18 protein-coding genes and 2 tRNA genes are annotated in these 26,229 nt (G+C 49.8%); 7 read left to right on the top strand and 13 right to left on the bottom strand.

What is annotated here, in order from left to right; translation table 11 throughout:
* Positions 1-33: 33 nt before the first annotated feature.
* Complete coding sequence (pheT, locus tag AWQ22_RS02310; protein ID WP_065710056.1) at positions 34-2,463, bottom strand: phenylalanine--tRNA ligase subunit beta; 2,430 nt, start codon at positions 2,461-2,463, stop codon at positions 34-36.
* 365 nt (positions 2,464-2,828) lie between these two features.
* On the opposite strand from pheT, the gene AWQ22_RS02305 reads away from it, so the two are divergent.
* Positions 2,829-4,505, top strand: a complete 1,677-nt coding sequence (locus AWQ22_RS02305; protein WP_065710055.1) for a serine/threonine-protein kinase — start codon at positions 2,829-2,831, stop codon at positions 4,503-4,505.
* An 11-nt stretch (positions 4,506-4,516) separates the two neighbouring features.
* Here AWQ22_RS02305 and AWQ22_RS02300 read toward each other — a convergent pair whose 3' ends face one another.
* Both AWQ22_RS02300 and AWQ22_RS02295 read right to left on the bottom strand, forming a co-directional pair.
* Positions 4,517-6,238 (bottom strand): peptide ABC transporter substrate-binding protein, encoded by a 1,722-nt coding sequence (locus AWQ22_RS02300; protein ID WP_065710054.1) that lies wholly within the window; start codon positions 6,236-6,238, stop codon positions 4,517-4,519.
* A 45-nt stretch (positions 6,239-6,283) separates the two neighbouring features.
* Positions 6,284-7,078, bottom strand: coding sequence for a fumarylacetoacetate hydrolase family protein (locus AWQ22_RS02295; RefSeq protein ID WP_065710053.1), 795 nt, complete (start codon positions 7,076-7,078; stop codon positions 6,284-6,286).
* Positions 7,079-7,325: 247 nt separating this feature from the next.
* Here AWQ22_RS02295 and rpsF point away from each other — a divergent pair, with 247 nt between their 5' ends.
* Positions 7,326-7,673, top strand: coding sequence for a 30S ribosomal protein S6 (gene rpsF / locus AWQ22_RS02290; RefSeq protein ID WP_012306075.1), 348 nt, complete (start codon positions 7,326-7,328; stop codon positions 7,671-7,673).
* Between the two features lie 157 nt (positions 7,674-7,830).
* On the opposite strand, the gene AWQ22_RS02285 is transcribed toward rpsF, so the two are convergent.
* Positions 7,831-9,225: a sensor histidine kinase KdpD gene (locus AWQ22_RS02285; protein WP_065710052.1), complete on the bottom strand. Its 1,395-nt coding sequence runs from the start codon at positions 9,223-9,225 to the stop codon at positions 7,831-7,833.
* A 166-nt stretch (positions 9,226-9,391) separates the two neighbouring features.
* Between AWQ22_RS02285 and AWQ22_RS02280 the strand changes: the two genes are divergently transcribed.
* Complete coding sequence (locus AWQ22_RS02280) at positions 9,392-9,643, top strand: hypothetical protein (RefSeq protein ID WP_030007062.1); 252 nt, start codon at positions 9,392-9,394, stop codon at positions 9,641-9,643.
* A 325-nt stretch (positions 9,644-9,968) separates the two neighbouring features.
* On the opposite strand, the gene AWQ22_RS02275 is transcribed toward AWQ22_RS02280, so the two are convergent.
* The 6 genes from AWQ22_RS02275 to AWQ22_RS02255 form a co-directional block, all read right to left on the bottom strand.
* Positions 9,969-10,040: transfer RNA gene (locus tag AWQ22_RS02275), tRNA-Thr, on the bottom strand.
* 4 nt (positions 10,041-10,044) lie between these two features.
* Positions 10,045-10,129: transfer RNA gene (locus AWQ22_RS02270), tRNA-Tyr, on the bottom strand.
* Positions 10,130-10,226: 97 nt separating this feature from the next.
* The gene (locus tag AWQ22_RS02265) at positions 10,227-11,252 is read right to left on the bottom strand and encodes a hemolysin family protein (protein WP_315862435.1); all 1,026 of its coding nucleotides are present in this window, start codon (positions 11,250-11,252) and stop codon (positions 10,227-10,229) included.
* A 128-nt stretch (positions 11,253-11,380) separates the two neighbouring features.
* Positions 11,381-11,518, bottom strand: a complete 138-nt coding sequence (locus tag AWQ22_RS16905; protein WP_012306071.1) for a hypothetical protein — start codon at positions 11,516-11,518, stop codon at positions 11,381-11,383.
* A 102-nt stretch (positions 11,519-11,620) separates the two neighbouring features.
* On the bottom strand, positions 11,621-12,694 hold the full coding sequence (locus tag AWQ22_RS02260; RefSeq protein ID WP_012306070.1) for a Gfo/Idh/MocA family protein: 1,074 nt from the start codon (positions 12,692-12,694) through the stop codon (positions 11,621-11,623).
* A 270-nt stretch (positions 12,695-12,964) separates the two neighbouring features.
* On the bottom strand, positions 12,965-15,544 hold the full coding sequence (locus tag AWQ22_RS02255) for a M1 family metallopeptidase (protein ID WP_065711604.1): 2,580 nt from the start codon (positions 15,542-15,544) through the stop codon (positions 12,965-12,967).
* Between the two features lie 178 nt (positions 15,545-15,722).
* On the opposite strand from AWQ22_RS02255, the gene AWQ22_RS02250 reads away from it, so the two are divergent.
* Positions 15,723-17,792, top strand: coding sequence for a M3 family metallopeptidase (locus tag AWQ22_RS02250; protein WP_065710050.1), 2,070 nt, complete (start codon positions 15,723-15,725; stop codon positions 17,790-17,792).
* A gap of 59 nt (positions 17,793-17,851) precedes the next feature.
* Here AWQ22_RS02250 and AWQ22_RS02245 read toward each other — a convergent pair whose 3' ends face one another.
* From AWQ22_RS02245 to clpB, 3 genes are all read right to left on the bottom strand, one after another.
* Complete coding sequence (locus AWQ22_RS02245; protein WP_065710049.1) at positions 17,852-18,613, bottom strand: hypothetical protein; 762 nt, start codon at positions 18,611-18,613, stop codon at positions 17,852-17,854.
* Between the two features lie 3 nt (positions 18,614-18,616).
* Positions 18,617-19,966: an AAA family ATPase gene (locus AWQ22_RS02240; protein WP_065711603.1), complete on the bottom strand. Its 1,350-nt coding sequence runs from the start codon at positions 19,964-19,966 to the stop codon at positions 18,617-18,619.
* 167 nt (positions 19,967-20,133) lie between these two features.
* Positions 20,134-23,127 carry an ATP-dependent chaperone ClpB gene (gene clpB, locus AWQ22_RS02235; protein ID WP_065710048.1) on the bottom strand — a complete coding sequence of 998 codons (2,994 nt, stop codon included), beginning with the start codon at positions 23,125-23,127 and terminating at the stop codon, positions 20,134-20,136.
* 208 nt (positions 23,128-23,335) lie between these two features.
* Here clpB and speD point away from each other — a divergent pair, with 208 nt between their 5' ends.
* From speD to AWQ22_RS02220, 3 genes are all read left to right on the top strand, one after another.
* Entirely contained in the window at positions 23,336-23,719 is a 384-nt protein-coding gene (gene speD, locus AWQ22_RS02230; protein ID WP_041443332.1) for an adenosylmethionine decarboxylase, read from the top strand.
* 371 nt (positions 23,720-24,090) lie between these two features.
* The gene (locus AWQ22_RS02225; RefSeq protein WP_030007054.1) at positions 24,091-24,321 is read left to right on the top strand and encodes a hypothetical protein; all 231 of its coding nucleotides are present in this window, start codon (positions 24,091-24,093) and stop codon (positions 24,319-24,321) included.
* A gap of 212 nt (positions 24,322-24,533) precedes the next feature.
* Positions 24,534-26,195, top strand: coding sequence for an ATP-binding protein (locus AWQ22_RS02220; protein WP_065710047.1), 1,662 nt, complete (start codon positions 24,534-24,536; stop codon positions 26,193-26,195).
* Positions 26,196-26,229: the final 34 nt, after the last annotated feature.

Below are 26,229 nucleotides of genomic sequence, written 5' to 3'. Positions count from 1 at the left end.
CCCCTTGAGGGGAGATGCCGCGAGGCAGAGGGGTTAGCTTCTCAAGGTCACGGCAAACTGTTTGACCAGCGCATCTCGCACCTTTTGGTGGACTGGATCAATCTCCTCGTCCGTTAGGGTTTTATCCGCAGCTCGATACTGCAAACTGAAAGCCAAACTGCGCTGGCCTTCAGGGGCGTGCTCACCGCGATATTCATCAAATAACTCCACCCCAGCCAACAGTTTTTTTGCTGTTTTCTGCATGGCCTGCTCCAGGTCGGCTACAGACGTTTCGAGGGGGGCAAAGAACGCCAAATCGCGGGTGACTGCGGGGTAAGTAGAAAAGGCCTTAAAAATGGGCACCTGTTGGGATGGACGACTCAACACCGTTTGCAGCAGATCAAGTTTCAGCTCAAAAACATACACCGCATCGATCAAATCTTTTTCCTGCCGCAATTGGGGATGAAGTTGCCCGAAAATCCCCAGTTGACGCCCCTGAAGCCAGAGAGACGCTGTCCGGCCGGGATGCAATTTTTCGTTGCTAGTATCTGCCCGATAGCTCACCTCTAAGCCCAGTTGCCTAAAGGCGGCATCAAGAAATCCTTTTGCTTCGTACCAAGACATCGGTTGACCTTTGCCACCGACGGCCCAACTGCCATCGGGATTGAGATTGCCCCCCAGAATTCCAGCTAGATAATCGGCTTCGGCATAGTTTTCGTTGTCATCTAGCCAAAAAACGCGACCCAGTTCAAAGGCATTGAGGGCACCATTGCCTTGGGATTGGTTGTAGGCAAAGGCATCAATTAACCCTGTGAGCAGCTCCTTTCGTAGGGCAGAATATTCCACAAACAGGGGGTTACTGAGTTTAATATCAGCAAGTTCTGGTTTAACCAGGGAGTAATGAACCACTTCGGTTAGGCCAATCGCTCGGAAGCTCCCCCGCAATTGACGATTCACTTTTTCTGCTGGGGACAAGAAACCAGCGGCGGATTGACTTGGCAGGGTATCGCAGAAATTGTCATAGCCATAAAGGCGGGCCACTTCTTCGATGAGATCAATTTCACGTTCTAAATCGCGATAACGGTAGGGAGGCACAGCCACTTCCCAGACCCCTTCTCCTGTGGATTCGAGGGTGCAGCCGAGGTCAGCTAAAATGCGTTCCACATCGGCGAGGGGCACATCAAAAATTTTGCCGTCCTTGTGGACATGGCCGAGGACTTCGTGGAGCCGTTGTAAGCGCAGCGGGATTTTGGGGCGGGCGTTGGGATCGGGTCGGGTATCCGTGAGACCACGCTGAACCACAGTGCCTCCGGTGAGTTCTTGGAGGAGGGCGATCGCCCGTTGGGCCGCCCGGTCTAATTCCACTTGGTTGACGCCCCGTTCATAGCGAGTCGAAGATTCGCTGCGCAGACCCACAGCACGGGAAGACCGTCGGATAGTGACCGGTTCAAATAGGGCTGCTTCTAAAACAATATTCTGGGTACCATTGTGAACTTCCGTACTTTCACCACCCATTACCCCGGCCAAAGCAACAGGGACATCATTGGCGGTAATCACCAAATTTTTCTCAGCTAGCTTGCGCTCTTGACCATCGAGGGTCGTTAACATTTCTCCGGCTTTGGCAAACCGCACCCCAAGGGCAACGGTTTCAGATCCTGCCACCTGGGCAAGACGCTCCCGGTCAAAGGCATGGAGGGGCTGTCCCCATTCGAGGAGTACATAGTTGGTGATATCAACAACATTATTAATCGGGCGAGTGCCAGCCGCTTGGAGCCGGAATTTTAACCAATCAGGAGAAGGCGCTGTCGTCACACCTTCGATCACCGTACCGAGATAGGCGGGACAGGCGACAGGATCGGCCACGGTAATGGTCAATGTTTCTGGGGCGATATCCATGGCCGGAATTTCTGGGAGTTTGACGTCTACTCCCGTGAGGGCCGCCACTTCCCGCGCGACGCCGACCATACTGAGGGCATCGGCTCGGTTGGCGGTGGCGGTTAAATCCAATACCACATCATCTAAGCCGAGGATGGGGCGCACATCCATTCCTGGTTTCAGGTCTGGTTGTTCAAAAATGTGAATGCCTTCGGAGTCTTTTTCTAAGCCCAATTCGGAGAGGGAGCAAATCATCCCGGAGGATTTTACACCCCGGAGTTTGGTGGGTTTTAGTTTGAGGTCAATGGTGGGTAAGTAGGTGCCTAGGGTAGCGACGGGGACAAAGATATCGGCCCGGACATTTTTCGCCCCACAGACAATGGTTGAAAGTTCGTCTGTACCAATATCGACTTGACAGACGCTCAGTTTGTCGGCGTCGGGATGGGGTTCGCGGCTCACAACTTTACCAACAACGACACCATCGGCTAGGCGGCGGCGATCCTCGATTTCTTCTACTTCAAACCCAGCAATGGTTAGGGTTTTGGCTAATTCTTCTGGCGATAGGGTGATCTCAACAAACTCTTTTAACCAATTCAGGGAAATCCGCATTGACTTTTTGGGGCATTACACTAGTTTCAAGGAGTTTATTTTAAACGTTTCCCTCCCCTTACCGGGGAAAATATTGGGGGCGATCGCCATAGATGATACCCCACAGATCCTGACAGAAAGACCCAAGCCCTGAGCCGAAACGCGCCCTTTTAGGGAACGCTAAGAACACGCCTAGCAAACCCCCAGACACCATCCCAGTACGTTAAGGTGGTGGGATATGATGGAGCTTGAGGTGAACACACCATCACAGGTCATCCCCGTTGGTGCGTCAGATCACAACGCCATGCTTGCTCACGGTAACAAAATAGGCGACCAAAACTCTTTCCTTGCAGAGGCGATCGCCTCTCCCATTAAGGTGACTCTGGATGAGCTACTGTATCAATCCCAAATGTTCCAACCCCAAAAATCCTCTCAAGGCGCGAGTCTGCGGAACCTGTGGCAGTAGCCTAATCCTGCGCCAACGCTATAAACCCCTCAAAAGCTTAGGCCATGGTGGTTTTGGTGCCACCTTTCTCGCGGTAGATTTGAACCTCCCCGGCAAACCATCCTGTGTGATCAAGCAACTGCGTCTTGCGAGCAACGTGCCGCACTTGTTCCAGATGGCCCGCGAACTTTTTGAACGGGAGGCGGAGACCCTCGGTCGCATCGGCAATCATCCCCAGGTGCCTCGCCTCCTGGATTACTTTGAAGACGACAATCATTTTTACCTGGTTCAGGAATATGTCAAAGGCAATAACCTGCAGCAGGAAGTAAAAAAAAATGGGCCATTTAGCGAAGCCGGAGCGCGGCAATTCCTCAGCGAAGTTTTACCTGTCATCCAATACATTCACTCCCAACAGGTCATCCACCGGGATATCAAGCCCGCCAACCTGATTCGCCGTGACCAAGATAAAAAATTAGTTTTGATTGATTTTGGTGCGGTAAAAAATCAAATTAATGTCGAGGCGATCGCCTCGACATCAGAACAAACGGCCCTCACCTCCTTCGCCGTTGGCACCCCAGGCTATGCTCCCCCAGAGCAAATGGCCATGCGTCCCGTCTATGCCAGTGACATCTATGCGGTGGGGATCACCTGTCTTTATTTGCTCACCGGGAAACCCCCCAAAGAACTCGACTACGACTCCAAAACGGGGGAGCTGCTGTGGGAGTCCCACGTCAATATCAGCAACAGCCTCGCGAGTGTCCTCCACAAAATGCTGGAGAGTTCAGTCAAGCACCGCTATCAATCCGCCCAGGATGTGCTTGATGCCCTCGAAATGGAACCCTATATGGAAAGCCTGGCCCAGGGCATGGCAGATTTGAGTGGCGCAGAATCCTTTACGGGAACCACTGGGGGCCAAGTCTCTTCCACCGCCTCAAGCGATGACGATGGGGAACTGACGGGCGGCCCTTCCACCCTGGCTAATTCTCAGTTAGCGATGGCCATCCGAGCAAGACGCGATCGCCAAAAGAAACCCTATGGTGCCCCTTCCCAGACAGACACCTATCACCCCTCTGCCTCTGCCCAGCGTATTAATCGATTGACCGCAGGACGTAACAAACCCCGTTCTACCATGGGCAAAACTATGCGGATCGAGCCGAACAAAGCTAATCGGGCAAATCCGATGGAAACTAAGTTGACCGCCCAGGATATGTTGAGTGCCTATGGCCAAGGTCGCCGAAACTTTGCTCAACTACAACTGTTAGGTCTCAGCCTGCCGCGCATGAATTTATCAGGCTGTATTTTCCACCAATCCCAAATGATTCAAGCCAATTTCCAGGGGGCAAATCTCAGTCGTGCTGATTTTGGCAAAGCTAACTTACACCAAGCGAATCTCCGGGACGCAAATCTAGAACAGGCTTACCTGAGCTATACCAACCTCAGCCAAGCCGATCTGCGGGGAGCTAACCTAGAACAGGCCTATTTAAACTACGCTCTGCTGGACGGGGCGAATCTCTGTGGCGCGAATTTGCGCAACGCCAAAATCACAGACCAGCAACTCAAAACCGCTAAAACGAACTGGGCCACTATCATGCCGAATGGTCGGCGGGGTCTATTTTAGGGCCGTCATTCCTAGGCTTCCTTGCGCCAGGCGGCAATATTCCAAGTATTCATATCCCAGGGCGTGAGGCTGACCCCCGTAAGGCGATCGCCAATCCCGGCGGTCTCTGCCCGGTGAATGAGGGGAATGACCGCAACCTCTTGAATCAGCAAATCATTGAGGCGAATCAACGAGGCTTGCCGCTCTTCTGGATCGAGGGCTTGGGTGGTTGCGGCCCAGAGTTCGTCATAATCGGGGTTGCAATAACGGGCATAGTTATCCCCCGTCCAGTTGTTGGCCTGGGTCGGAATTTCAGCGCAGGTGTAACGTTTGAAATAGGGCAGGGGATCAGGATTGGTATTACCCGTCGTAAACATCTGCAAATCTGCCGTAAAGCGTTCTGTGGTGTCCACATTGGCCGGATCGCCGGAAAAGTAAATGCTGGCGTCAATGCTTTTTAGCTCAACGGCCATCCCAATTTCGGCCAAATTTTGCTTAATAATCGCTTGGGTTTTCTGGCGGAGCGGATTCACAGAAGTCTGGAACAGCAACCGCATCTCCACGCCGTCTTGATCACGGGTCCCATCGCCGTTGGTATCGACCCAGCCCGCTTGGTCGAGGAGGGCCTTGGCCTGTTCTGGGTTGAAGCGATAGCTGGTATTGGGGGAGACGAACTCAGGGGGATTCACTACAAAATTACTGGTGGGTTTGCCCGTGACACCATACAGTTCCTGGGCAATGGTCTCGCGATCAATGGCCGTGGCGATCGCCTCCCGCACGCGCCGATCCGTCAAGAAAGGATGGGGAAAAGCCAAACTCGACCGTTCACCACTGGGGGTTTCCTGATTGGGGTCAGTGAAGTTGAGGACTAGCCGTTCACTCAAGGATCCAAAGTTCGCTAAAACTTGCCCCTGTCCCCCTGCACTCAGTTCCGTCAAAACCTTGGTTTCTACCTGGAGATTGTAGGCAAAATCTGCCTCCCCTGTTTGGAGGACAGCCCGCGCCGCTGCGGTGGCATCCCCACCCCCTTTTAGCTCTAATCGCTCAAAACCTAACTGCTCGACATCCCGATAATGGGGGTTCTTTTCGTAAACCACCACATCCCCCGGCTTAAATTCCACCACCCGGTATGGCCCTGTGCCCACCGGTAACAGATTTGCTGGCGCAGTTCTGGCCTGTTCTCCTTGGTAATCGACAAATTTGTGACGGGGTAAAATCATCCCCTCAGCCCCGACAAAAACCCCAAACCAGGCAGGGGTCACATCTTTAAAAGTAACCTTCACCGTTGTTTCGTCGATGGCTTCTACGGTTTCTACCCCCTGAAAAACCCCCGCATTAGTCGCCCCCGCCGCCGGGTTTGTAATGAATTCATAGGTAAAAACCACATCCGCCGCCGTGAACGGCTCCCCATCAGACCAACGCAAATCCGATTTGAGTTTCCAGGTTACGGAGCGTCCATCGGCACTGAGCCCCCCATTTTCGAGGCTGGGAATTTCTGCGGCTAACACAGGCACCAACTCGCTATCAGGATCAAACGTTGCCAGGGGTTCGAGGGTAATCCGGCTGGCTTCCCAATCCTTAAAACCTGTAGAAAGATGGGGATTTAAAATGGTCGGCCCTTGCCAGTACAGCAGTCGGAGCAACGTCGGTTCGCTGGAATTCGGCGGCGCCATGTTATTCGCCGTACCACAACCCACAAGGAGAAGACAGGCGACGGAACAGGTACGGGTCAAAAAACGTTTGGCGATGGGCATGGTAACGGGTGGTAAGCGACAAGCAATGGAGAATGGAAACAAGTCTTAGGGGGCGATGATGGGATTTTCGAGCTCGCCGATCCCTTCGATGGTGATCAAAAGGCGATCGCCAATGCGGACAGTGTGAACTCCGGCGGGAGTCCCCGTCAAAATCACATCACCGGGCAACAGGGTCATAATTTCGGAGATGTAGCTCACCAATTTGGCCACGGAAAAAACCATATCCTGCACCGAGGCGGCCTGGGCTGGGTCTGGTTGTTCAGGGAGTTCTTCCCCCAGGGGCGTTACATAGGTGCGCAACTTGGCATCGGGGCTAAGCTCGCGCACAATCCAAGGACCGAGGGGACAGAACGTATCAAATCCCTTTGCCCGCGTCCACTGGGCATCCTGCCGTTGGAGATCCCGCGCCGTCACATCATTGGCGATGGTATAGCCCCAAATTTTTCGGTGGGTCTCTTCTTCAGAGCAATGGCGGGTGCGATCGCCAATCACAAGGGCCAATTCCCCCTCAAACTCCAACTGTTGACATTGGGCCGGATACACAATGCCCTGTTGGTGGGCCACAATCGCACTGGGAGGTTTCAAAAATAACACTGGTTCCGACGGAATCGGCTGCTGGAGTTCCGCCGCATGGGCGGCATAATTATGACCCACCGCAACAATTTTTGACGGGGCGCAGGGGGCCAATAATTGGTACTCATCCGGCGCCAGACTTTCCCCCGTCGGTTGTCCCCCCAACCAAGCCGGTGCATCGATCACCTGCACTTCACGGTTGAGCTTTAGCAGTCCGTATAATACTTGCCCTTGGGGAGTTTGAACCCGAACATATCGTTGCGCCATAAATGAATTTTGATCAACTAAACACAGAACAGAGCTCCACCTCAAGGTGGCGATCGCCAATCGATGACAGACCCTCAGACCCAAGTCATGATCCGTTTTTCATCAGTTTCAGATCCAGCCAACACTCCCTAAAAGGGGGCAAGGTGTAGTAGAATTTTATATCCTTGCTTCTCGAATCGTAAAAGAAATCCGAAATTTCCACACATCGAGCGGCCTTATTGTCCAGAAGGATTTATATCAAACAGTAATGAGCAACAACTACGAAATGATGTACATCCTGCGCCCCGACCTCAGCGAAGAGCAGGTGCAGGAAGTCTCCAGCAAATACAAGACCATGCTCCAAGACTCTGGGGCAAGCGATCTTCAGGTTCAAGTACGGGGCAAGCGCCACCTCGCCTATCCGATCCAGAACTTCAACGATGGAATCTACATCCAAGTAAACTACAAAGCCGATGGCAGCCAAATCAAAGCCGTCGAGCGGGATATGCGCTTAGGGGAAATGGTTATTCGCTACCTCACCATGAAGCTGGATGCAGAACCCATTGCCCTCGAAGCCGACGCACCTCCCTCTGAGCCAGCGGCTCCTGGTGCCTAAACTTCCAGCACCCGATAAAAACTAAATCGAAAATTAACAGAGATGGGCTCCTCTAGTGTGGCCCATCTTTTTTTGCATCAATGGTGAAATTCAGCGTTTGGTTAGCAGAGACATTCCTAAGGGGAATTTAGGGTGCTCTACCATGCCCTTACGAGATCTAGAGGGGCACAGCGAAGCTATTGCCGAGGGGTAAGAAAATAGCAAAGACTTCTTCCCCGGAAGCCCGGCGTCGAATTGCCAGTTTGCCGCCTAACTGTTGAAAGAGATTTTTGGTCACATCTAAATTCAGGCTCAAGCTGCCCGTTTCTGGTTGGAAAATGAGTAACTGGCCAATCGCCTTTTCAAGGCATTTTTGACCCAGACCGTGGGACTGGACTTCTAACTTGAGTTGGTTGCCGGCGGTGCTGACTTGGATTTGTACCTCTGCTCCCGTCGGTAGGCGTCGCGTGAGGGTCTCGATTAACCCGGACAGCATTTGGTCAAGCATCGCTGGATCACTCACCACCTGGGGCAGGTATGGGGGTAAGGCGACCTCTAGGTTGACATTGCGCCGTTGGGCCTGTTTTTGCCAACGGGGTGTTCCCTCCTGGAAAATTTGCTCTAGGGAAATGGGCACCAGTTGCAGAGTTTGCTTCGGGTGATGGGATGGAGTTTCCAATTCGGCCGCCCGAAAAATAAGTTCCATGCGCCGGATTTGTTCGTTGCACTCTTGCTCAATGGTTTCGATGCGTTTGACAATATCCTGAGTCAGTTGGGTTTTCTTTTTTAACAACAACTTTGTCATGGTACGGATTGTTGTTAGAGGAGTGCGAATTTCATGGGTGAGGGCCTGCAATAGCTCTAATTCCGGTTGAGCTTGGGCGGTTGGTTCAGGGGTTTGGTGGGGTTCTGGAGATGGTAGGGAATCAGCCTGGGGTAAATTAACCGTCAGCGATCGCACCATTAACTGGCTAAACCGGGAGACAAGCCGGTAGTCCGGAACAACCTCGGCAAAGCGGGGCCAAAGTTGGGCGAGGGTTTGGAACTGGAATGGTTGCGTTAGGGCCATGCGCCACTGCAAAATTTGCCAAATGGCGGCGATCGCCTCTGGGTCAAACGAAAAGAGCAATCCCTGGGGAGACAGGGCCATCGCAAAATTAAACTTCGCCGTCAAAATCAAACAAAATTGTTCCTGGGCCAACGGATCATTGGGCAGAATTGGAAACTCAACGATTTGATTATTGTGGTGCCGAATGCTTTGATTCAAGCCGGCCCCCGGCAATTGCAGATGACTCAGGGCAATGTCCTGGAGATTTTTCGGCGTTAAAACGTAATGATGGTGGTGGCGGGTGATTTGGGGCGCGTCAAAGACTGGGCTAGGGCTCGATAAAATAACACCACGGGTTTCGCCCCCGGAGCGCAGGAGTAAATCCGTTAAGGCGGCGATCGCCGCGCGCCACTGCCCAGTTTGTCCAGAAGAAGAAGTAGACGAAAAGATCGGGTTAAAGTCCTGGAGAATGCCGGCCACCGTTTGCTGAATATTGAGTTCTTCTAGTTTCTTTAAATCCACCACAGTATTGCTCTCTTCTGACCCTAGGTTATATTGATACTAAAAGGATTTTTTCCAAAATAGAAGCAGTACAACCGAACATCACCGAGTGGGGTTTTACCTGCTATTTCTTTTCCCTCAGCCATCAACTTCAGATTGATTCTCCGGCTGCCATAGATTTTTGTAAGCCATGAATTTCTATAACCTTTACCGCTGGATTCTCCTCGGCATCACCCTCTACAACGTTGGGAATGTCCTGCTAACGGCCCTGGAGTATCGGCAATATTACGAAAAACTGCCCCTAAAATTGCGCCATTATTTACAACAAAAAACAGCCCGCATTCTTGGGGAAAAGATGAATACCTATAAAAAAGAATTGTGGGTAAATTTTGGTTTATTATTGCTGCTAATTAGTTTAAATGGCATTTCCTTTATGATTTGAGCTGCAATCGATTAATAATCACTATCAGCAACACAGATCCCCTTACATTTGATGCCATTAGTCGCAGTGCGCTTGCAGTGGGGACACAGTACCTTTTCTGATGTTGTTGTGGTTCCCTGGGCGGGTGCTGGCTGGGTCTTTTTTTTCTCAGTCATAGATGCTTAGGATAATTCAGTTTTACAAAGGCAATGGGGAAACCCAGTGCGCCTCCATTAATCCTAAAGAAAAACAAAAGATTGCGGCAACGGCAGATATCCGCAGGAATAATAATTTAAGCGAATATTCAAACGCTTTTTATACTGGTTAACAATTAACTGTTCTAAGAAGCCCATAACGAGATTTGAACTCGTGACCTCTCCCTTACCAAGGGAGTGCTCTACCCCTGAGCCATATGGGCAATGTGGTGGGCCGAGCTGGATTCGAACCAGCGTAGACATAGTCAGCGGATTTACAGTCCGCCCCCATTAACCACTCGGGCACCGACCCACGTTTTTTTGTTTTCACAGTTATCAATCCTAGCATAAAAATAAAATATTGCAAGGCGATCGCCAATTTTTTTTCTGACAGATTCCCAATTCAATTTTTATCGATCAGAAAACCGCCCTGGCAAACCCGGCTCACGGGGAGCATAATCACTCTCATCATAAATTTCTCCCACCAGCTCTTCGAGTAAGTCCTCTAGGGTGACGAGACCCACCGTTCCGCCATACTCATCAACGACAATGGCGATGTGGAGGCGTTGTTGGAGCATTTCTTTGAGCAAATCGGCTACCCGCTTCGTTTCAGGGATATAAACGGGCGTATCCATCACAGAACGGACAATGGCTGGAGTCTGGGCCTGGGGAGATTCTGGAGAATGGAGACCCTTGAGGGCTTGCTTGAGGTTAACAATGCCGATGATGTGGTCTTTGGATTGTTCCTGGACAGGAATGCGGGTGTAGCCCGTTTCGAGGCAGAGGTTGACCAACTCCTGGAGGGTAGCATCATGGGCGATGGTTTGCATATCGATGCGCGGTTTAACCACATCTTTGACCATCATTTCATCGAGGAGGAGAGCATTCCCTAAAATGCGGCGGCGTTGCAGATCAAGCTTGCCTTTCCCTCCCAGGATTTCGATCATCAGTTGCAGTTCAGTGAGGGTTTCGCTGGTGGGAGAATTTTTATTCTGGCGGCCTTCAAAGATCTTGATTGTTTTTTCGGTGATGGTTTCAAAAATATAAATGATCCCCAAGGACGACAGAATACGCGACAGCCAATAAATGGGCGGCACAACGAAGGTAAAGGCCGAGCGCACGTTGAGGATGGCGAGGGACTTGGGGGTAATCTCTGCAAAAATGAGGACGACGATGGTAACGACAGCCGTCGCAATCCCGATCCCGGCGTTCCCTAACCAAATCGCGAAGAGGTTACTGGTGAGAATCGCTGAGAAATTATTAACGAGATTGTTCCCCAGCAGCAGGGTCGTGATAAATCGCGTCCGATTTTTGAGGACGATCCGGAAGATGCCCTGGGGATCGCCTTGGCGCTTAATCAGTCCTTCGAGTTTGAGGTTATCAAAGGCAGTAATGGCGGTCTCGGAGCCAGAGAAAAAGGCAGAAAGGCCAATCATGACCACCAAAACAGCGAGATCAAGCCAGACTTCCCCCAGCAGGGGACTTGGTTTGCTAGATTCAGCGGCGGCGATCGCAAACAGGAAATTCAAAGTGTGTCGTAGGAGCTAGAGGTGACTGGATTAGTTTAGAACGAATAGGCGGTTGTGAGACCCCAGATCACCAGGGCGGCGATCGCCCCTAAAACTAAAACAGCAGAAACGGCGACGACGATGGGTTTATCTGCGCCGTCAAATTTCATGATGCCACGATTGAGATCAGACATAGTCAGTGCAGCGGCTCCTTACCCGCTAAAGTCAAAGGATGATTGTTTATCTATTAAGGGTAGCGAAAACTGCGCCCCTTCACGCATCGAAAACGCAAAATATCAAGAAACGGAGAGGGGCGTGACGATGGTCTTCGGTTTATTGAGGTGTTGGTAATGGCGATCAGCCTCTTTCCAGACTTTGCCATCCAGGGCGCTTTGTTCGATCAAGCTCGCAAGGCGGAGGGCTTTTAACGCCTGTTCTCCCCCAACGGAAGGTTGTTCGCCCCCCCGGACACATTGAACAAAATGTTCGAGTTCGGCATGGAGCGGTTCGATATTACTGGTGTAAACTTGCTCGATCAAACCATCCTGACGGTAAAGAACTTGGCCATAGTCGGTGGTGTAATTGGCGGTGGTTTGGCGGTGAATTTCGATCTCGTTATTGAGAAAATCGGCTTCGGTGAGGGAATTCTGGCAGTGGGCGGCGATCGTGCGGATTTTGCGGTGGGTGACTTTGCTTGCCGTGAGGGTGGCCACGATGCCATTGGCGAAATTCAAGGTGGCTGTTACATAATCTAAATGGTTAGAGTCGTCTTTCTTTGAACCCGTAGCCGTTAGTTGGACCACCGGAGAAGCTGCCATCTCTAAGAGCAGATCAATATCATGGATCATTAAATCCAAGACGACGGAAACATCGTTTGCCCGTTGGGAATAGGGGCTCATGCGATGGGCTTCGATTGCTAATAGTTTTTCGGTTTTGAGCACTTTGCTCAGTTCTTGGAAGGCGGGATTAAACCGTTCGATGTGACCAACTTGGAGGATCACGTTATGTTCGGCGGCCGCATTAACGAGGGCTTCGGCTTCACTGATACTCGCCGCAATGGGTTTTTCGATCATCACATGCTTGCCCGCTGCCATGCACTCTAGGCCCACTTGGTAATGGAGCTTGGTGGGGACAGCAATGCAAACCGCATCGACGAGGGGAAGCAGGGCGTGGTAGTCCTCAAAATAACGGATGCGATATTTACTGGCGAGGTCTAAGCCGCGTTCAACGTTGAGATCCGCGACGCCAATGAGTTCAACATCTTTGAGGAGGCTAAGGACACGGGTGTGGTGTTGCCCCATGTTGCCTACGCCAATCACGCCGATTCTGAGATTCGTATTGGGGGATAGACTGGACTGTAGTTGGGCCATAAGATTTAGGAAACTCCTTGAACTCCTCCACCGCAGATGATGAGGGATGATGTTGCCTCGCCACCTTTTTGACTACCGATGGTAGCACGGATGTCCGGAGTCTAAAGAATTGATAAGTAGATTTTGTGGAATGGCAGAGGGCGATCGCCAATGGATCCGGCCTTGGGATAATTCTTGGGGCGATCGCCAAGTGGTTGACAAATTGCTGGGCTATTCACCTCATTTTTTTCGACGCAAAATCGCCCCGGAAAGTTCGCCCCAAAAGTGTGATCAATGGTTGCCCTGGGCTTCGAGTTTGGCGAGGCGACTTTGCAGTTGTTTGTTGTCTTCCCGCAGTTTATCGAGGTCTTCGCGCAATCCTTGAATCGCTTTGTCGGTGCTGAGCTTTTTCTGGAGGCTGCTCACGGTTTCTTCGGCCCGCTGGCGGACGCGCTTGTCAGGGGCTTGGTTGGCCAAGGTTTGGAGGAGCGTAACAGCTTTGGGATTTTCGATCTGGCCGAGGGCGCTCACAATGGCAACTTGGGTGAGGAAGAAGGTTTCCCTGGCGATCGCCTCTAAGCAATTGAGAATGACTGCTAATTTGTCGTTGGTTTGGCCGCTGGCGACGGTGCCTAGAGCCCGGATTGCGGCAAGGCGTAGCGGTTGGGGGATGCCCAGTTCGGTGTAGGGCAGGATCGCGTCCACGGCTTCGGGGGAAGTTTTCATCGCGGCGAGTCCGCCAATGGCTCCGGCCCGGACAACTTCATTCCAACCTGCGCGGGTTTCGAGGATCTGGTTAAGCAAATCACGGGTGGCCTCGGCTTTGTCCGTTAAACCAACAGAAACCATTGCGCCTAAGGTGCGGGCGGCGGCGGCTTCGGTATAGTAGCTGACATCTCCTGCCAAGAGAAAAGTTTTCATCGCCTCGTAGCTACTTTCGGTTTTGAACTTACCGAGGCTAGATAGGGTGGCCCAGCGGACACGGGGATGGGCATCTTTTAACCCTGCCATCAGGGCATCCTCGGCTTGATTGAGTTGGATTGTCCCGAGGGCTTTGGCAATCTCTACCCGTACACCCCAAAACGCTTCTGTTGTTAAAGCTGTTTGCAACGTATTGACCGCTTCGAGGTTCCCTTCCTTGGCGATCGCCTCGGCTGCTTGAATGCGAGAAATGGGATCGGGATCATGGGTCAATTGATTTTTTAGTTCTGCCATCGGGTAGAACAATTTCACCGTTTTTGTCCAATGGTTGCCCACATCAAAGCTGACAAAATCCGGTTTGCGGTCGAGGGGAAGATAAAAGGTATGTTCCGCGTCATTGAGCTTAAAGGTAAAGGTTTTTTGGTTGACCGTTTCCCCATCGAGATAGTTAAAAGCAACGGGAATTTTGAGGTCAAACAGAGCTTTTTCGTCTTTTTGCCCCTGGGTTTGTTTGACCGTCAGTTTTGCTAAACCATTTTCCCCGTCCCAACTGTAGGCCACTTCAAAATCCGGATGGCCACCCCGAAAAACATATTGATCAAACAAAGGCGCAAGGTTAAACCCAGTGGATTCCTCAATCGCCCGCAGGAGATCAACGGTTTCGACTGTTTGGTGGGCGTGCTTTTGAACAAACTTTTGAATTGCTTTTGAGAACAACTCATCCCCCAACACCGTGCGGATCATGTGGTAGACGCAAGCGCCTTTTTCGTAGAGGTGGCGATCATAAAGTTCAATGGGGGCGCGATAAACATGGGTGACGATGGGGCGACGGTAACGGCTGCTGTCTTCGTCGAGATAGTTCCGCATCTGTTCGAGGAGATAATAGGCTGCTTCCTCCTTGCCATATTCATGTTCCGTCCAGAGCACCTCGGCGTAGGTGGCCATCCCTTCTTTGATCCAGGCGTGGCTCCAATGTTTAATCACTACCAGATCGCCAAACCACTGGTGGGCTAATTCGTGTAATACGAGGGTTTCAGTGCGCTGATCGTCGAGGCTCGCCCGTTCGTCGAGTAAACAACGATCCGTCAAAAGGGTGGTAGATGTGTTTTCCATGCCGCCGAAAATGAAGTCATCGACGCACACTTGGGCGTATTTTGGGAATGGGTATTGGTAGCCGTAGGTTTGACTGAGAAAATCCATCATCTGGGGCGTTTTCCCCATGCTGCGATCGCCATCGGCTTCGCGCCCTTTTTCGACGTAGTAGAGGACAGGAATTCCCTGCCATTCGGTTTTTGTTTCGGCAAAATCACCCACCGCCAAGGTGATTAGATATGACGGGTGAATTTCCTTTTGATACCAGTGATATTCCGTTTTTTCTCCTTGTTTCTCACTGCTGATCAATTCACCATTGGAGATAGCCCGGTAGGGATTAGCCACGCGAATTTTTAGTTCAGAGGTGGCAAGCTGACCAGGATAGTCGAAACAGGGAAACCAAAACCGAGAATCTTCATCTTCCCCTTGAGTCCAGACCTGCATAGGTTTATCAGGGTAATGGTCGTCCGGCTGAATGAAATAAATGCCCCGTTGGGGTTCCGTTAACCGGTAGGCGATCGCCAACTCAATTTTTTTCGTCGTCGTCGGTTGCAGTAAGCGGATATTCAGGGTTTCGCCATCATAATCAAAGGGCTGACTAACGCTGTCGATGCTTACTGATTCAATGGCCATGTCCACCGCATCAAGGGTCAGGGACATCACCCCAGAACGCACTGGCACCAGGGTAATCGTGCAAGTCCCAAAGAGCGATCGCCCCGTAATGTCGAGATCCAAATCCAAACAGATATGCTCCACCTGTCCCGGACGGTCGGGGTTGTAGTGGGGTTTTGCGCCGGGCAACTCAAAAGAACGGGTCGTTTCTGTATCCACAAACGCTTCAAAATTAATTCCAGACATTTTGCTCGACATATCCTCAGGCTCAAAAGGCGATCGCCGCCCATAAAATTCATTCGTTTCAAATCATAACAATCCCGTTGATGGGCCAGCCAACCATGCCCAGATATCCCCACTGCCTTCCCCAAAAACTTGCTGTCATAATGGGAAATAGCGTAAACATCAGAAAAATTAACCGCATATGACCCAGAATCCCCTCCTTATCGGCCATGGTCTGCCCCCCTTCGCCGAGATCAAAGCCGAACATGTTGAACCCGCTGTCACCACTCTTCTGGCGGAACTAGAACAACAGGTCAGCGATCTTGAGGCGAACCTCAAACCCACCTGGACAGACTTTGTCGAACCCCTCACCCAGCTCGAAGAAAAGCTGATGTGGACTTGGGGGGTGATCGGTCATCTCATGAGTGTCAAAAATAGTACAGAACTGCGCGCTGCCTACGAAAAAATGCAACCTGCTGTGGTGCAGTTTATTAACCGTTGGAGCCAAAGTCGCCCCATCTATGAAGGTTACAAAGCAATTCGCGAAAGTGACCAATGGGACAAACTAGAACCCGCCCAGCAACGCATTATCGAAACCGCCCTCAAGGAAGCCGAACTCGCTGGGGTGAGCCTCGAAGGGGAAATTAAGGAGAAATTCAACGCGATCCAATTAGAACTGGCGGATCTTTCGACGAAATTTTCAAATAATGTCCTCGATGCGACCAAGGCCTTTAAGCTCAAACTGACCAACAAAAAAGATGTGGCTGGTTTACCCGATAGCGCCCTGAGCCTCGCCGCCCAAACCGCCCGCAGCGAAGGGGAAGAAAACGCGACCCCAGAAAATGGCCCCTGGGTCATTACCCTTGATTACCCCAGCTATCTCCCCTTTTTGAAATATGCCGAAAACCGGGAACTGCGGGAAAAAGTCTACAAAGCAGCAGTCTCGAAGGCTTCTTCTGGGGAATTTGATAATCACCCCCACATTGATCGCATCCTTGAGTTGCGCAAACAAAAGGCGCAGATTTTAGGCTTTGAAAATTATGCCGAACTGAGTCTAGCCCGGAAAATGGCCCCGAGTGTGGCCGCCGTTGAACAACTTATGGAAGAGTTGCGCCAAGTGAGTTTTGAGGCTGCCCAGCAAGAATTGGCGACCCTAAAAACCTTTTCGGGACAGGCTGACTTGGCCCACTGGGATGTGGCTTACTGGTCAGAGAAACAACGGGAAGAAAAGTTTGGCTTTACCGCCGAAGAATTGCGCCCTTATTTTTCCCTAGGGCGGGTCTTAGATGGCTTGTTTGGCCTAGCGCAACGCTTGTTTTCCGTCAAAATTACCGCTGCCGATGGCGAAGCGCCCGTGTGGCATGAAGATGTGCGTTATTTCAAAATTAACGACGAGTCTGGAGAACAAATTGCCAGTTTTTACCTTGATCCCTACAGTCGTCCGGCAGAAAAACGGGGTGGGGCATGGATGAATGATTGCGTCGGTCGCGCGAAGTTGGTGGTGAATGGTCACACCGTTACCCGTTTACCTGTGGCTTATCTGATTTGTAACCAAACGCCCCCCGTAGACGGTAAGCCCAGTTTGATGACCTTTGGGGAAGTGGAAACCCTCTTCCATGAGTTTGGCCACGGGTTGCAGCATATGTTGACCCATGTGGATTACCCTGGTGCGGCGGGAATTAATAATGTTGAGTGGGATGCGGTGGAGTTGCCCAGTCAGTTTATGGAAAATTGGTGCTACCACCGAGAAACGCTATTCGGCATGGCGAAACATTACGAAACGGGGGAAACGTTACCGGAGCATTATTACCAGAAACTCTTGGCGGCACGGACTTATATGAGTGGGTCGGCGATGTTGCGGCAGTTGCACTTTAGTTTGCTGGATATTGAACTGCACGCGAAGTATGACCCGGCCAGTGGTGAGACCCCGGAACAGGTGCGCGATCGCCTCGCTGAAACCACCACCGTTATGAAACCATTGCCGGAAGATTCGTTCCTCTGTGCCTTTGGTCATATCTTTGCGGGGGGCTATGCAGCGGGCTATTACAGCTACAAGTGGGCGGAAGTGCTCAGTGCGGATGCGTTTGCGGCCTTTGAAGAAGCTGGCCTCGAAGATACGGTGGCGATCGCCGATGTGGGCAAAAAATTCCGCGAAACGATCCTCGGTTTAGGCGGCAGTCTCCACCCATTGGAAGTGTTCAAGAAATTCCGGGGTCGGGAACCGCAAACAGAACCTTTGCTTCGCCATAGTGGTCTATTGCAAACTGCTTAACTCCATTCTTTAAATGAGCGTAAAAAAAGGCTTTTGGGATATTCCAAAGGCTTTTTCTTTTATTTAGTTTCTTCTACATCAATAAATCGATTCCAAGCATCTAGAATTTTTACCATTGAAGTTTCAGTAATAGCTCTATTTTTGTTCTGTAACCGCACTCTGTTAATAATTTCTCCCAAAGAACTAAAGCGACTTTTTTTTCTCTCTTGAATAATTGCTGTTGCCATTTTCTGACCTTTCTTACCAGTAAAGCCAGCAGAACCTAGTTTATCGACTAAAATTTTGAAATCAGAAACATTAAAGGCTTCTAGGTGATCCTCATCACGAGGCACAAGAATTTTAACACCATCAAATTTTTGCTCAAGATTTCTCGATAAATTATTTTCTAAGCGAGAAACTTCAAATTTAAGTTGATCTTGAAGGTGAGCTAAAAGATTTTTTTCTAAATTAGCAATTTCATTTTTGTTTAAACTATGCTCCAAAGAGTTAGTCGCAGAACTTTCTTGCACAGTATTTAAATAATCATATTGATGCTTGATCTGCGCTTCATTTTCAGGAGTAATAATGATCGCGTTAATCATCTCAAAATCATCATTGATTTCTCTGGCTCGGACTGCTGCATAATATTCTAAATGTCCAGAAACAACGGTAAATGAATCAAAATCTAAGCGTTGAACAAGAATAGGTTGAGAGTTCCCACCGACTGTTAAAAAACTATTGGCCAAAGTTTCAATTTTATCCTTAGAAAAACCAGATCGGGGTTCTGGGCTATCAACAGATAGAATATCAATTAGTTGAATTTTTAAAAGGTTTTCTAGCATAATTTAATTGATTTTCTCTAATACTTCACTAGCTAGCATTGCAAATTCATGGGCTGATACAGAATCTGATTTATAGTCAAAAATAGAGAGTGGATCCGGAATATCTTCTTCTCCATACTCCAAGGTATTTTCCAACGCTTTGGCAAGATCTTCTCGTTCATAAATTGCCGCAGACATTAGGGGAAAACCATAACGTTGTTCGACCATTCTGCGACGTTTGGGATATGTATACTGGACAAAGCGAGCATTCGTTGAAATCTTCGACGGTAAAACACCTAAAATTTTCAAAGGAGACATGCCAAACATATCTTTGGCTTCGTTTATATCCGCGATAAAATCTTTGACATTATTTAAACCCTCATTAGCAAATGGTTTAAGGTCTGAAGGAATGATTAGATAACCTGCACTTAGTAAAGCAATACGAGCATACAAATTAAGTGAGGGAGGAGTATCAATTAGAACAATATCATAATCATTCTTGACATCTTTTAGCTTAGATAATAGTCGAGTTTTGGCTGGTTCAATCCGGGTTAATTCCGATTCATATTTCATCATCTCAATATGAGATGGAATTACATCAATACCTTGGGATACGTAAGTTGAGGGTCTTGCAACTGCTTTGACTGGATATTTTTCTCTAGATTGAATGAGTTGCAAAATATTGTTATTTTTAAGGTCATCGTCTTTCTCATCAAGAAATTTTGCCAAACCAGTTGCATAAGTCGTATTTGCTTGGCTATCCAAATCAACAATTAAAATCCGTTTGCCTTGCTTCTGCAATGCGGCGGCGAGATTGACTACTGTTGTTGTTTTGCCAACTCCGCCTTTATTGTGATAAACAGCGATGATTTTCATACGATTTTTTCGCGCGGTTAAATTTTTTTCTGGTTGAATTTCAGACTTTTTCCGACTACTGGGAACGGGTTTTAAACTTTCACGACCAACTAAAAACTTGATTTTTTCTAGGTTAGCATCAATTTCTGATCCTGAGCATTGAAAACACAGATCTATTTTTGAGCCATCTCGTTCGTAAATACGAAAATCTTTGCCATTCGTTAATATTCCATAGGGGGACTTTAAACTGGTCAAATAGGTTCTTAGACGAGGCACATGACGATCTAAATTTTCTCTCGGACTTTTGGCTTCAATAATAAGATTTAGAGGAGAGCTACTATCCCAAGTGAAAGGCATTACCGTCGCGGTAAACGCCATAAAATCAAGACGAATATTGCCAAAGGCAACTTCTTGGTACCAAGTGTTAGGCGGATAACCTAGTTTTGGCAATAAGTAATGAACAATTAATTTACTTTCGACTTCTGTTTCGTTACGAAATGAACTGGGATCAGGAATCACGGCACTCAAAACATTGTGTTTCTTCGCCCATTATCTCCTATGTGGATACCAGTTTTTTTGAAGTTTTATAAATTTTAGAAGGATAACTTTAGCAAGTTACAAAGTATTTCTTTGTACATAACGCCCAAGAATAATTCGAGCTTGACATTATCCTTTTGCTTCAACACCTAGATAGAATCTAACCAGTTTTCCTCTGAATCGGAATCCGCGCCAACATAGGCTGGCGGGTTAGTTTCTCTGATTGGAGATTCTAAACCATTAGCTGTTTGCTCTGGCTCATCGGCACCAAACCATTGATCATCGGGTTGTTCGGCATCAAAGGAAACAGTCGTCTCATCTTCACCCCAATCATCATCGGGTTCATCAAGTTCAGCCTCTGCAACCACAATTTCATCCGGTGCGACGACAGGAAGGATTTCTGCTTCTGTTATAGATGCCTCTTCTGTTTCTATGGGTTGCTCTTCCGGTGCTGGGGCGATCGCCTCTTCCGAAATCACCTCTGGCACTTCTCGTTCAGGTCGTTGCCGATCAAAAACCAAGGCACCCTCGACGCAATCAACTAAAATGCGATCGCCTTCCATAAAGTCCGTTTCTAAAATGCGATTGGCGATCGGGTTTTCGAGTTCCCGTTGAATCGCCCGTTTTAAAGGTCTTGCCCCAAAGGTCGGGTCATAGCCTGCTTCTACTACATGGTCGAGGGCTGCATCCGTGAGCGACAATGTAATTTTTTGGTCGGCCAGGAGCTTTTCAATGCGATGAATTTGCAGTTTGACAATCTCGCGCAACTCATCCCGCTTCAGGGTGTGGAAAATAATCAGTTCATCAATCCGGTTCAAAAATTCTGGGCGGAAATTTTTCCGTAATGCCCCCGTCACTTTGTCCCGCATCTTGTCGTAGTTGGCGTCATCCCCCGACAAACTCAGGATAAATTCACTACCAATATTGCTCGTCATCACAATGATCGTATTGCGGAAATCCACCACCCGCCCTTGGGAATCGGTGATCCGCCCATCATCCAGCACCTGCAACAGGATATTAAAAACATCCTTATGGGCTTTTTCCACCTCATCCAGCAGCACCACCGAATAGGGACGACGACGCACCGCCTCCGACAGTTGTCCTCCTTCTTCGTAGCCCACATAACCCGGAGGCGCACCGATTAATCGGGATACCGCATGTTTTTCCATATATTCGGACATATCAATGCGTACCATCGCCTCTTCACTATCAAAGAGGAACGCTGCTAAAGCCCGCGCTAATTCTGTTTTCCCGACCCCTGTCGGCCCCATAAACATAAACGAACCAATCGGACGACTAGGATCCTTCATCCCTGCTCTGGCACGACGAATTGCCGCCGAGACCGCTTCCACCGCTTCCTGCTGACCGATCACCCGCTCGTGCAAATGTCCTTCGAGTTGCAGCAGTTTTTGCCGTTCGGATTCCATCAAGCGATTCACGGGAATCCCTGTCCAACGGGCAACAATTTCGGCAATGTCAGCTTCCGTAACTTGTTCCCGGAGCATGGCATCTCCGGCGGCTTGGATTTCCAGCAGTTTGACTTCTTTTTGACTGAGTTCTGCTTGTAAACCTTCTAAACGTCCATATTTCAATTGAGCCGCTTTGTTGAGGTCATAGGCGCGTTCTGCCTGTTCCACCTGGAGACGCAGTTGTTCTTCCTCTTCCTTGAGGGAATTAATTTCATCGATGAGATTTTTCTCGGCGAGCCACTGGGAAGAAAGGTCTTTCTGTTGGATTTCAAGGCTTTTAATTTCTTCGTCGATCCGATCTAAACGTTCCTTGGAAGCGAGATAGGCCGGGGAAGTCGCGCCGAGTTGTTCTTCACCTTTGAGGGAAAGCTGCTCCATTTGTAGCTGCATTAGGCGACGATCAATCGCTTCGAGTTCAACGGGTTTGGAGGTAATCTCCATTTTCAGTTTGGCGGCAGCTTCGTCTACTAGATCGATCGCCTTATCGGGAAGAAAACGGTCGGTGATGTAGCGGTTGGAGAGGGTGGCAGCGGCAACGAGGGCGGAGTCGGTAATGTTGACGCCGTGGTGCAGTTCATAGCGTTCTTTTAAGCCCCGCAGGATTGAGACGGTATCTTCGACGGTAGGCTGTTGGACTAACACCTGCTGGAAACGCCGTTCGAGGGCAGGATCTTTTTCGATATGTTTGCGGAATTCGTCGAGGGTGGTCGCCCCAATACAGCGCAATTCACCCCGTGCCAACATCGGTTTGAGGAGATTTCCGGCATCCATGGAACCGTTGGCGGAACCTGCGCCGACGACGGTATGGACTTCATCAATGAAGAGAATAATTTGTCCGTCGGACTGGGTCACTTCTTTAAGCACAGACCGCAGACGGGCTTCAAATTCGCCCCGGTATTTTGCGCCGGCAATGAGGGAACCCATATCGAGGGACATCAACTGCCGATTTTTCAGGGATTCGGGCACGTCGCCATTGACGATTCGTTGGGCCAAACCTTCGGCGATCGCCGTTTTCCCAACCCCTGGTTCCCCAATTAAAACCGGATTATTTTTCGAGCGCCGAGAAAGTACCTGAATCACGCGCCGAATCTCATCATCTCGCCCAATCACCGGATCGAGTTTGCCGTCCTTGGCCTGTTCAGTGAGATCGCGGCCATATTTACTCAGGGGACTGCCGCCATAGGTGCTACCAGTTTCCTCTTGGTTCTGGGCGGTGACCTTTTGGCTACCTTTGAGGGCTTTGATCTTGAGTTCGAGATCCTGGGGGTCGAGGTTAAAACTTTTCAGCGATCGCCGTCCAATCCGCTCATCCTCCGCAAAGCCCACCAGCAAATGCTCAACAGAAATAAAATCATCCTGCCAACTGTTACGACAGGCTTCGGCCCGGTCTAACATCACATCTAAACCTTGACCAAGATAAAGCTGATCGCCCCGCATTAGTTTCGGCTGTTGTTGGGCAAACCGTTCTAACTGCTGCTGGAGCCTGATCCCATCGACACCTGTCTGGGTCAAAATCGTTTGGGCCAATCCCTGTTCCTGCTCCTGTTCTAGCAATGACAAGAGTAGATGTTCCACCTCAAGATTTTGGTGTCTGTAGCGACGGGCGATCTCCTGTGACTTGACGATCGCATCCCAAGCTTGTTCGGTGAATTTGCTGGAATCGGTGGGCTGCATCAGTAGTTTGTTTTGGCGTTAACGGTTTTTATCAGCACAGTATAACAAGTTGCTGATTGTCCCTTGGGGGCAGTGCGAAAATTTCCCCGATCCAAATTTAGGTAAAAATACGGATTTATTTTCCTCAGAAAATCATTGAAACTGAGATCTTCTTTGTGATATGAACGCAAAGTTTATCCCCTTTACTCGGAGTGTAAGGATAAAAAGAATGAAAAAATTGGGTACTCACCTTGTGGTGGATGGTTGGGGTTCCCCTGCGAACCTCCTCAATGATCCCGAAGGTATCCGTCGGGCCATGATCGAAGCGATCGCCGCCGGAGAAGCGACTCTAATTGATCTCTGTGTCCATCAATTCAGTCCCCACGGTGTAACAGCCACCGCAACCCTTGCTGAGTCCCACATTGCCATTCATACCTGGCCCGAATATGGGTACTTTGCGGCTGATCTTTTCTTTTGTGGTCGCGGCAAACCCGTTGAAGCCATGAAATTCCTCCAGCAGGCGCTACAGGCAACGGAATGTAAAATGACCGAATTTGATCGCGGTTTCCCCAAAGAAATTTTGGTGCCCTCCATGGCTGCGGCGATCGCCTAAATAATCTAACGACTGCTCCAGGGCGGAATTGAACCTCTCCGGCAGTCCAGTTATTACTGAATAACTCAATAAGTTTAGATGCCCCTCTATGTCCCCCAGACCAGAGGGGTTCCTTGTTTTTGGGCAACAAAATGGCAGTCCCATCAAGAAACCGTCACAATTTTGGCTGTCCAAATGAATCCTTCATCATGGTCTTAACCAAAGGCGATCGCCTCCGCAGACCCTACATTAAAAGTCTTTAGCATCCTCTTAGAGAGCTTGTGATGGCGCAAAAGATAACAACCTCGATTAGGGAAATTACCCAAGCCCCTTGATACAGAGACGCAAACACCCTTTGATAGAATGTAGCTCATCCAATGGCCGCCATTTCTATGGAAAATCACCCCACCGACCCCCAAAGACAGCCCGAAAAAACTCAGATTTCGATTCACATCGATCCAGAAGTCCTCGATCAGATCAAACATCTTACTAACGACCCCAGCAAAGTGATCGAAACTGCCGTTAAGCAGTGGCTCCGGGGCGAACGGGTCCGCGATGATGAACTCACCCGACGGTTTCGGCGCAATCCTCCAGTTCCGCCCAAGGGGGAATGGAACGATTAAGAAAGGTAAGTATATTGTTGTTAAGCTGGCCTTTACCCCCCAAATTGTTAGTCATAATGGGCCTTTGTCAGCCATCAAGAAAAAGTCCGATAAAATCCCCAATAGGGTTTGATTTTCCCAAAAGCGCACCGCGCAGCGGATCCCATTGCGATCGCCTGGGCTAGTCATCAAATACCCGGACTTAATCTCGACAATATTCACTCAATGCCTCCATGGGTTGTTTTCCGCCTCAACTACCAGCAGATCAACGGCAGCACTTCGCCTATTGGCAAGCCCTCAACGCAGAAATTATCTGGCTCCAGGACAATATGGGGGTTTGTACCGCTTTTTTTTGGCAATGGGCAGAAACCTTTGGCTGCCAACCCCAGGCAATGGTGACAACAGAAATTTTTCAGCAATGGATCACGGTAGACAACGCCATCTACACAACTGCTCTGCAACGGGTGGGTCAGGGGGGCCTCCCCGAAACCCTAGACGGTACTTTTCAATGGGCCGACCAGACTTTTCCCCTCAAGCTTTTGGTCACTGCCATCGGCGCGGGCCAACTGTTGGTGGTGGGTTTCCCCCAGGCTGTTGCCCCCAGTTCCCTCTCTCCCCTGTCCTATCAAAAAGCCCTCAGTCGCATTGCTCGCAAGATCCGCAATACCTTTGACCTGACGGTGATTCGTCAAGAGGCGATGAATGGCCTAGGTAAAACTTTACAGGTGAGTCGTTGTCTATTGTTGACCGCCGATGCAACCCAAAGCCGATTTCAGGTCGAAGCAGAATATCGTTGCAGCTCGGTTCCCTCCTGTCTTGGGGCTAGTTGGCGATCGCCCGATAGCCCAGTCCTCGAAGAAATTTATCAAACTCAAGTTTCCCAATCTTTAACAACCCTTTGCCCGGCCCTGGCCGACAGTCAAGCGGTGCTTATCTTGCCTACCCTCTACCAAGGTAGTGTCAATGGTTTTATCTGTCTGCAACAGTGCGATCGCCCCAGGATTTGGCAGGAAGTTGAGCAAGAATTTGCCCAGGAGCTCGCCGAACAACTGGGAACGGCGATCGCCCATGCCACCCTCTACCAAGAACTTGAACAACTCCACCAAGCCGCCACCGAAGCCGCCCGCCTCAAAAACGACTTCCTCGCCAATACCACCCACGAACTCCGCACCCCCCTCAATGGCATCATCGGTTTTCTGACCCTCGTCCTCGATGAAATGGCCGATGGCCGCGCCGAAGAGTTAGATTTCATTGCCGCCGCCCACGAAAGTGCCCTCCACCTGCTGAACCTAATCAACGATATCCTCGACATTGCCAAAATTGAATCAGGCAAACTCGACCTCGATCTCCAGCCCATTAGCCTAGGGGAACTGCTCGATAACCTCAATAACTTTGCCCGGCCCCAGTTACAAACCAAAAATCTCACCTGGGAAATGTTGGTGCCCGAAAGCCACGACGATATCATCCTCTACGGCGACTACCAGCGTCTTTTTCAGGTGCTCCTGAACCTCGTGGGCAACGCGATCAAATTCACCAATGCTGGTGGTATTACGATCAATGTTGAGCTAGTTTTCAAACCCGTCATCCACGACGACCAACAATTTCCAGGGATGGTCAAAATCAGTGTGATCGATACGGGGATTGGTGTGGCTTTGGATATGCAATCTAAGCTCTTCCAAAATTTTTCCCAGGTGCGGGGTGGCCATACCCGCAAATATGGCGGTACGGGGTTGGGCCTCGCCATTTCCAAGAAACTGGTTGAAGCCTGTGGCGGCAAAATCTCTTTCTACAGTATGGGCGAAGGCTTAGGATCAACGGTCACTTTCTCGGTACTTCTCCAGCAAAAACCCGTGCTCAAACAGCCCAAGCACCAGGATCCCCAAGTGATTATCTAGGCCGCACCGACCCCGGCAAAACGTTACAATAGAG

The sequence above is a fragment of the Picosynechococcus sp. PCC 7117 genome, assembly GCF_001693275.1.
Classification (GTDB): domain Bacteria; phylum Cyanobacteriota; class Cyanobacteriia; order Cyanobacteriales; family MRBY01; genus MRBY01.
This window is presented reverse-complemented; position numbering and strand designations above follow the sequence as displayed.